Origin of the sequence: Apilactobacillus kunkeei (assembly GCF_001308195.1) — a bacterium.
In the GTDB taxonomy this organism is placed as follows: domain Bacteria; phylum Bacillota; class Bacilli; order Lactobacillales; family Lactobacillaceae; genus Apilactobacillus; species Apilactobacillus kunkeei_C.
This window is the reverse complement of the sequence record NZ_JXDF01000001.1, coordinates 68,826-76,251: the sequence shown is the minus strand read 5'-3', so window position 1 is coordinate 76,251 and position 7,426 is coordinate 68,826. Positions and strand designations below refer to the sequence as shown.

The window sequence follows — 7,426 nt, the reverse complement described above, 5'->3', positions numbered from 1 at the left end:
TAATCTTTAATGGCAGCTAATTTTAATTCTTTAGAAAACATAAAAGAACCCCTTAAGTTAGATTTCTCCAACTCAAGGGGTTCAGTTCAGACTGACAAGCGTCAGTCCTTTTTATTTTTATAGTGCTTTTTCGATGTTAGCTAGTGTTAGTTCATCAGTTGAAGCAAACACGATGTCAGCATCCTTTAGGATATCGGCACTACCGATTCCGATGGAAGTCTCTCCGGCGCCATTAATGGCTGCAATACCGACTTCCGCATCTTCAATTCCGATGCATTGATTTGGATATAGGTCCAAGATTTCAGCACCCTTAGTGTAGATTTCTGGATCTGGTTTACCCTTACTCAATAAAGCTGGGTTAACCACTTTTTCGAAGTATTCACTTAATTGAAGTTTTTCCAAAACGGTTGGTGCATTCTTGGAGGCGGATGCCAAGGCAATTAGGTATCCATTGTCACGTAAGCTGTCCAAGAATTCCTTGATACCAGGAAGAATATCTGCTGGTGACATTTGATCAACTAGGTTTAGGTAGTTATCGTTTTTTTCCTGTGCTAGTGCCAACTTATCGTCTTCAGTATATTGGTCCTGTAAATTACCGCGGTCCAAAATCAGATTCAAAGAATCCATGCGGTCAACGCCCTTTAGGTCTTCGGCTAATTTATCATTCCATGGAGTGCCGACTTTATCGGCGATTTGTTTCCATGCCTTACTGTGTAAAACAGAGGTGTTGGAGATGACACCGTCCAGGTCAAATATGAAACCCTTAATCTTGTCTAATCCCATGTCTATTCCCCCTTTGATAGAACTTCTAGTGTTGCCTTTTCTAACTTGTATGACTTGTTGTCTACAATGATGTTCATTGGTTGACCGTCAACCAACTTAATTGCTGTTTTTCCATCAACAATGTTGATGTTTAATAATCTGCCGTTAAAGACAATTCTGAATTCAAAACCATCCCATTCAATTGGTAGATGTGGGATAATCTTTAATTCACCGTCTGAAGTTACTTGCATCCCTGCGAAACCTTGAACCACACTTAACCAGCTTCCACCTAGGTTTGCCAAGTGCAAACCATCTTCAGTGTTACCTTGTAAGTCCGTTAAATCCATACGAACAGTGTCTGAGAAGTAGCTGTATGCCTTCTTCATGTCACCCATACGAGCAGCTAACGCACTGAAGATTGAGCGTGATAGTGATGAGTCATGAGTAGTGATTTTTTCGTAGTAATCGAATTCTCTTCTTAGTTGATCATCATCAATTGTTTCTGGGAATAATAGGTCCGCTAAAACAGTATCCGCTTGCTTGTTCACTTGGTATCTGTAGATATTTAGTGGGTGGTAGTGCAATAGTAATGGGTATTTGTCCTTTGGTGTTTCGTCGAATGGCCAGATTGCCTTGCTGAAGAATGTGTCATCTTGAGCGTTAATTTGGTATTCGTCGTTGAATGGGAAGTAGATTCTTTCAGCAATGTCCTTGAATGCTTCTAGTTCTTCGATTGAAGCACCTAGTTTGCCGAAGCCTTCTGGGTCTTTTTCCATTAATACTAATCCTAACTTGTATGCCAAGTTGAAGTTATTTTGCGCCATTCTGTTAGTAAAGTAGTTGTTATCAACCATTGCAGTGTATTCGTCTGGTCCAGTTACTGTGTGGAATTCGAATACTGTCTTGCCATCTCTCTTTGCCCATGTTCCGAATTCTCTGAAGAAACGAGCAGTTTCTAGTAACATTTCAAAACCGTAGTCCTTTAAGAATTCCATGTCATGAGTTGCTTGGTAGTAGTTACCGATTGCATATGCGATGTCACCGTCCAAATGGTATGCAGCAGTACTTGCTGGGTAGTATGCGGAAGTTTCTTCACCGTTGATTGAACGCCATGCGAATAGCGCACCTTGGTTCACTCCTAGTTCACGAGCACGAGTACGTGCAAAGTCTAGAGTGTTGTAACGGTATACCAATAGTTTCTTAGCGATTTCTGGGTTTGTATAGATGAAGTATGGGATCATGTACATTTCAGTGTCCCAGAAAGTGTGACCTTCATAACCTGGTCCTGTTAAACCTTTGGCAGCGATGTTTGTCTTACCGTCACGACCAGTAGCTTGGTTTAATTGGAAGATGTTGTAGTGAAGCGCTAGGTTTAATTCGTCGTTTCCGGCAATTGAAACTTCTCCGTTTTGCCAAGTGTCGTGCCAGAAACTTGCACTGTTTTTCTTAATTATTGAGAAGTCTTCTTTGGCAAAGTCACCTTTTTCGTTCTTTTCACCAACGATAAATCCATAACCAACTTTTGGTTCGTCCACTAATGCTAATTTTTTAGTTAGTGGACTTTCGTTGTTAAAACCGTAAACAGTAATTTCAATGCGTTGTTGTGATTCAGCAGTACTAATGGCGATTGTTTGTGATAAGTCGTCAGTAGCAACCACTTCACGTTTGATTGATTTTAGTTCTCTAGTCTTTCTTGGGTCATCGATTTCGTCGCCTGCTTCAGCCTTTGCTTCTTCTAGGACAAAACTCTTATCGATGTAGATGTCACCCTTGTAAGTTCCAGCTTCAAACACATATTCAATTCCGTAAAAGTGAACTTCTCTTTGATCGATTGCTGAAGTGACATTCATTTTAATTGTTTGTTTCTTGTCGTTACTTAATTCATATTCTTCAACCAATTTACCGTTAGATAAATCTAATTGCATATCTACTAGTTTAGAATGAGTGAATTCGCCATGACCGTCATCTAAGACGCGAATCTTTCTCAAGTTAGGAAGTGAAACGATTGTTTCATTTCTCTTTGGGTAGTAAGCAGCTGCTTCTCCGTAGGTGATTGGACTGTATTCGAAGAAACCATTTACAAGTGTTCCTTCTACTGCTCTTGATTCAATTGGGTTAGTTGCACGAACCCCAAAGTGACCGTTACCAAATGAGAACACAGCTTCTAGGTTACCCGGATTACTTGAACTCACGTCTTTTAGTCTTAATTTAATATCTTTAGTCATTTTTGATTCAACTCCTTTGATTATTCTTTAACTGATTTTACAAAGAATACTGTACCGGCAGCAATTAGTGCGCAGATTCCAGCTAGGAATAGCATTGCGCTCATTGATCCGTGTAGCATTGGGAAGATTGCGAAACTAGAAACTGAAGCGACAATTTGTGGGATACAAATTTGCCAGTTGAATAGTCCTAGGTAAGCACCTTCGTTTTTACCTTTAACAGCACCTGTAATCATTGCAAATGCTTCTGTTCCGATTGTAATGTACATAATTCCAAATAGTGTGAATGGAATGATTGATAGCATCTTTGAAGTTACAAAGTACATCATGATTAGACCTAATCCACCTAATACTAGTGAGATGAATAGGATTTTTCTTCTTTGACTTGGTTTTAGACGAGATAAAACGAATGTACCCCATAGCACTCCGGCAAGTGATTGAACGAATGTTAATACCCCGTTCCAGTTACCAGCTGCTTGGAATCCTGCGCTAGCAGGGTTAGTTGTGTGCCAAATGTTTTCTGCTAATGCACCAGTGCTGTAAGTCCATACAAATTGAACTGAGATGAATGAGAACATCATAACTGCTAGTAATTCCCAGAAGATCTTAGGAGCTGTCTTTACTAATTCCCATAGACTTGGTGCTTTTTCTTTGCTGTCTTCTTCTTCAATGTCGTGGTATTTTGCGTATTCTACTGGGTCGTATTCTTTAACGTTTATAACTGTGTAGATAGTAGTTGCAGCAATTACAACTGCTCCAATGTAAAAGGCGATTTTAACAGTTGTTGGAACTTCACCTTTAGGAGCGATGTTTGAGAAACCAATTGCAGTGATTACGAATGGTAGGATTGCAGCTAACATTCCACCTGCGTTTGAGTAAATGTTTTGGAATGACCATGCTTTGTCTTCTTGATCTGCGTTAACCATGTCACCGATGATCATTCTGAATGGTTGTTGACACATGTTTGATGAAACGTCTAGAAGCATGATAGTAACCGCACCAAATAGTAAAGCGGCTAATGATCCATAACCTAAACCTAGCGATCCAACGTTTGGTAAAACGATTAAAACAATTGCAGAAATAATAGAACCCATAATTAAGTAGGGCAATCTTCTACCAAAACGGTTCCACGTTTTGTCTGATCTCTTTCCAATGATTGGTTGAACAATCATCCCTGCCAAAGGTGGTAGGATGAAGAACCAACCCAATTTATTAGGGTCTGCCCCAATAGTTTGGAAAATTCTACTCATTTGAGATGTTTGTAAAAAGAACGCCATGTTTAAACCAAAATAACCGAAGGTAATATTGAATAATTGGAACCTCGATAGTTTTGGTAATTTTAGTTTGGACATCATAATAGCTCACTCTCCTTTATTAAATGTACTTATTTAGTGGCTATGATTACTACAGCGATAATAATGTAAGCGCTTTACTAATCTATAACCAAATTATATTTCATAAATTTGGAAATAGCTACTATTTTTTAATTAAGAATTTATAAAGGCATAATTAAAGTTTTATATATTTAAGTTTCTGATTAAATAGCCCATTAATTATTTCTATACTTTTATTTTGTGCACAAAAAAAGCCGACCCGTTTCGGATCGACACAAATAAAAAAGGACTGACAGATGTCAGTCCCCTCGTTTTAATAACATACAAAATATACTATAGCGATAATAATAACGGCGATTACCATTAATGTGTAACAAATCTTTTCAAACATATGAATTCCTTCTTTGCTTCCGCATTTAATTTATTTAAAGTTTAGGCTAACTGCCCGCACTTGTCAATTTTGTTATATGTAATAAAAAAACGCTGGAATAATTCCAACGTTTTTTGTGTTATTAGATGTATTGAACGATTGTCATTAAGATAGGAATAACAACGATGAACAATACAGTTGAAGTAGTTACAATGTTTGTAGCGTACTTAACATCCCCGTGTGATTCAGCAGCTAGGATTGGTAATACGGCTAGCATTGGAGTAGCTGATTGAACAATCATAGTTTGGCTGAACATTGTTGGTAGTGATACACCACCGTGAGCAGCAGCAGTTAGGATAACAATCATAACAACTGGAGCCAATACGAAACGACCTAATAGTGCAACAACAGTGTCGCGGTCGAATGAGATACTCTTTAGACCAGCATCAGCTAATACAATACCAATGTAGATTAGTGATAGTGGAGTAACTAAACTACCAACGTAAGTTAGTGTTTGTGATAAGAAAGGTACCTTTAGTACTGGAATGTTTAGTAGTAAGAATACTAAAGCAACTAGGAAACCAACAAGTGGCATTGGAATAACTTGCTTCCAGTTAATCTTGTGGTGTTCCTTAGGTTGACCTGCCTTAGTAGGATCATCGTTACTGATCAAGAAGACACCGAATGCCCAAGTAGAAACAGTGTTGATGATGTAGTATACCAAGAAGTAAGTCATTGACTTGTCACCGAATAAGGCGATGTTCAATGGTAGACCAATGAAGATAGTGTTGGCGTTAACGATAGCGTTAATGAATACACCACGACGACCTGGTCTAACCTTCATGATTTTAACTAGTGCAAATGCTATTAGGTAACCAATAACAACTGAGATAACACCCCAGATTAAGTAGCTACCGAAACTTACAAGTTTGCCTCTAGTTAGACGACTTAACACCGCAACGAAAATTGAAGCTGGTAGAGCGATGTTTTTGATTAATTTAGAAATGTTCTTGCTGAATGTATCTGCAAACCAACCGGTTTTTCTTAATACATATCCTAATAACATAATTAGAACAACAACAAGGACACTTTGGATTGAGTTAATAAATACTCCCATTATGAATCCTCCTATTTGATATTAAAAATAATTATTGCTTAATTTAAAACACGATAAGTACTATAAAACATACTTAAAGATATAGTCAAAGGATAAGTTCGTTATAAATATTTTTTATATCAATGGATAAAACCCCGTCATATTAGTCTTTATCGTCATTTTTATGCTTGTTTTTTAAAGAAATTACTAACACAGTTGATAATGTAGAAATAATAAATAGTACAATGACCATGATTAACATACCGATCACTTGCATCTAATCCCTCCCAAATGTTTAATTCGTTAATAAAATTATAGCTAATTTTCAATTTTTTCTCAAAATATTGTTGCATAAAAACTATAGATATGGTTTAATATTATATGTCGCTTGAGGTTACATCTCACAGACAAACTTAATATTTTGAGCTGTTAGCTTAAGGTAAAAGCACTCAGTCCTTTGCTGAGAAGATGGTGTTCAAAGCATCACAGCTCACTAACTAAAGTACTTTGAAGATTTTATCTTTGGGGTACTTTTTTGTTAAAGAATAAAAGTTTGTTTTTGTATATCTCACAAAAAAAGAGCCGCTTCTTAATTGAAGCGGCTCTTTTTTTCGATCTTTTTCTACATATAATAAAAAGCCATAGGATAACCTATGGCTTTTTTCATATCCAAGATATGATTTTAGTGGAATTGCATACCACCATCTAGAATTAATGTTTGACCAGTCATGTAGTCTGAGTCTTTACCTGCTAGGAATGAAACACCAGCAGCGATGTCTTCTGATTCAGCTAAACGACCTAATGCGATATCCTTAGAGAATTGTTGCATACCCCATTCGTCATCCTTACCTGCGTTTTTACCAACTTCGTGGGCGATATCCATCATCATTGGAGTCTTAACGATACCAGGTGCGAATGCGTTAACAGTGATGTTTTCACTTGCTAAATCACGAGCAGTGGTTTGAGTAATACCACGGATAGCGAACTTAGTACTACCGTATAGAGTTAAGTTAGGGTTACCAACAACACCAGCTTGAGAAGTAGCGTTGATGATCTTACCACCATGACCTAGTTCGTTGAACTTAGCCTTGGCTGCTTGAGTTCCCCAGATTACTGATGCAACGTTGATGTTGTATACAGTGTTGAATTGTTCTGGAGTGATTGTGTCAACTGGGGTAGTAGGACCTACACCGGCGTTGTTAACAACAACGTTTAAGTCACCCAATTGTTTTACAGTTTCTTCAACTGCAGCAAATACTTGGTCTCTGTCAGCAACGTCTGCTTGAACAGCAATTGCCTTACCACCATTTGCGTTAATTTCCTTCGCTACTGCTTCACCCTTTTCAGCAGTACGGTTAACAACAGCAACTGCAAAACCGTCTTGAGCTAATCTTTCAGCGATTGCTTTACCGATACCTTGGCCGGCACCTGTAACAAATGCAACTTTTTGAGTCATAGTAACATCCTCTTTTCTTCTTTTGTTTATTTATTCACAAAGTGATTATATACTATTTTCATTAATTTTACAGTACTTATATTATTAAATTTTTATTAAATCCATAAATTTTGTTATGTCTTACACTATATAATCCGAAACTAATTAATTGAATTAAATTTCGCGAACGTTTATTTTATAAGTATA

General features: G+C 37.4%; 5 protein-coding genes. All 5 read right to left on the bottom strand.

Annotated features, from left to right (window positions below; all coding sequences use genetic code 11):
• Positions 1–117 precede the first annotated feature (117 nt).
• The 5 genes from pgmB to RZ78_RS00320 all read right to left on the bottom strand — a co-directional run bounded on the left by pgmB (position 118) and on the right by RZ78_RS00320 (position 7,240).
• Positions 118–783, bottom strand: coding sequence for a beta-phosphoglucomutase (gene pgmB, locus RZ78_RS00340; protein ID WP_054607730.1), 666 nt, complete (start codon positions 781–783; stop codon positions 118–120).
• A 2-nt stretch (positions 784–785) separates the two neighbouring features.
• Positions 786–2,987, bottom strand: a complete 2,202-nt coding sequence (locus tag RZ78_RS00335; protein ID WP_054607729.1) for a glycoside hydrolase family 65 protein — start codon at positions 2,985–2,987, stop codon at positions 786–788.
• Positions 2,988–3,007: 20 nt separating this feature from the next.
• On the bottom strand, positions 3,008–4,336 hold the full coding sequence (locus RZ78_RS00330; protein WP_272946484.1) for an SLC45 family MFS transporter: 1,329 nt from the start codon (positions 4,334–4,336) through the stop codon (positions 3,008–3,010).
• Positions 4,337–4,830: 494 nt separating this feature from the next.
• Positions 4,831–5,805, bottom strand: coding sequence for an AEC family transporter (locus RZ78_RS00325; protein ID WP_053791288.1), 975 nt, complete (start codon positions 5,803–5,805; stop codon positions 4,831–4,833).
• A gap of 661 nt (positions 5,806–6,466) precedes the next feature.
• On the bottom strand, positions 6,467–7,240 hold the full coding sequence (locus tag RZ78_RS00320; protein ID WP_054607727.1) for a (S)-acetoin forming diacetyl reductase: 774 nt from the start codon (positions 7,238–7,240) through the stop codon (positions 6,467–6,469).
• Between the last annotated feature and the right edge of the window lie 186 nt (positions 7,241–7,426).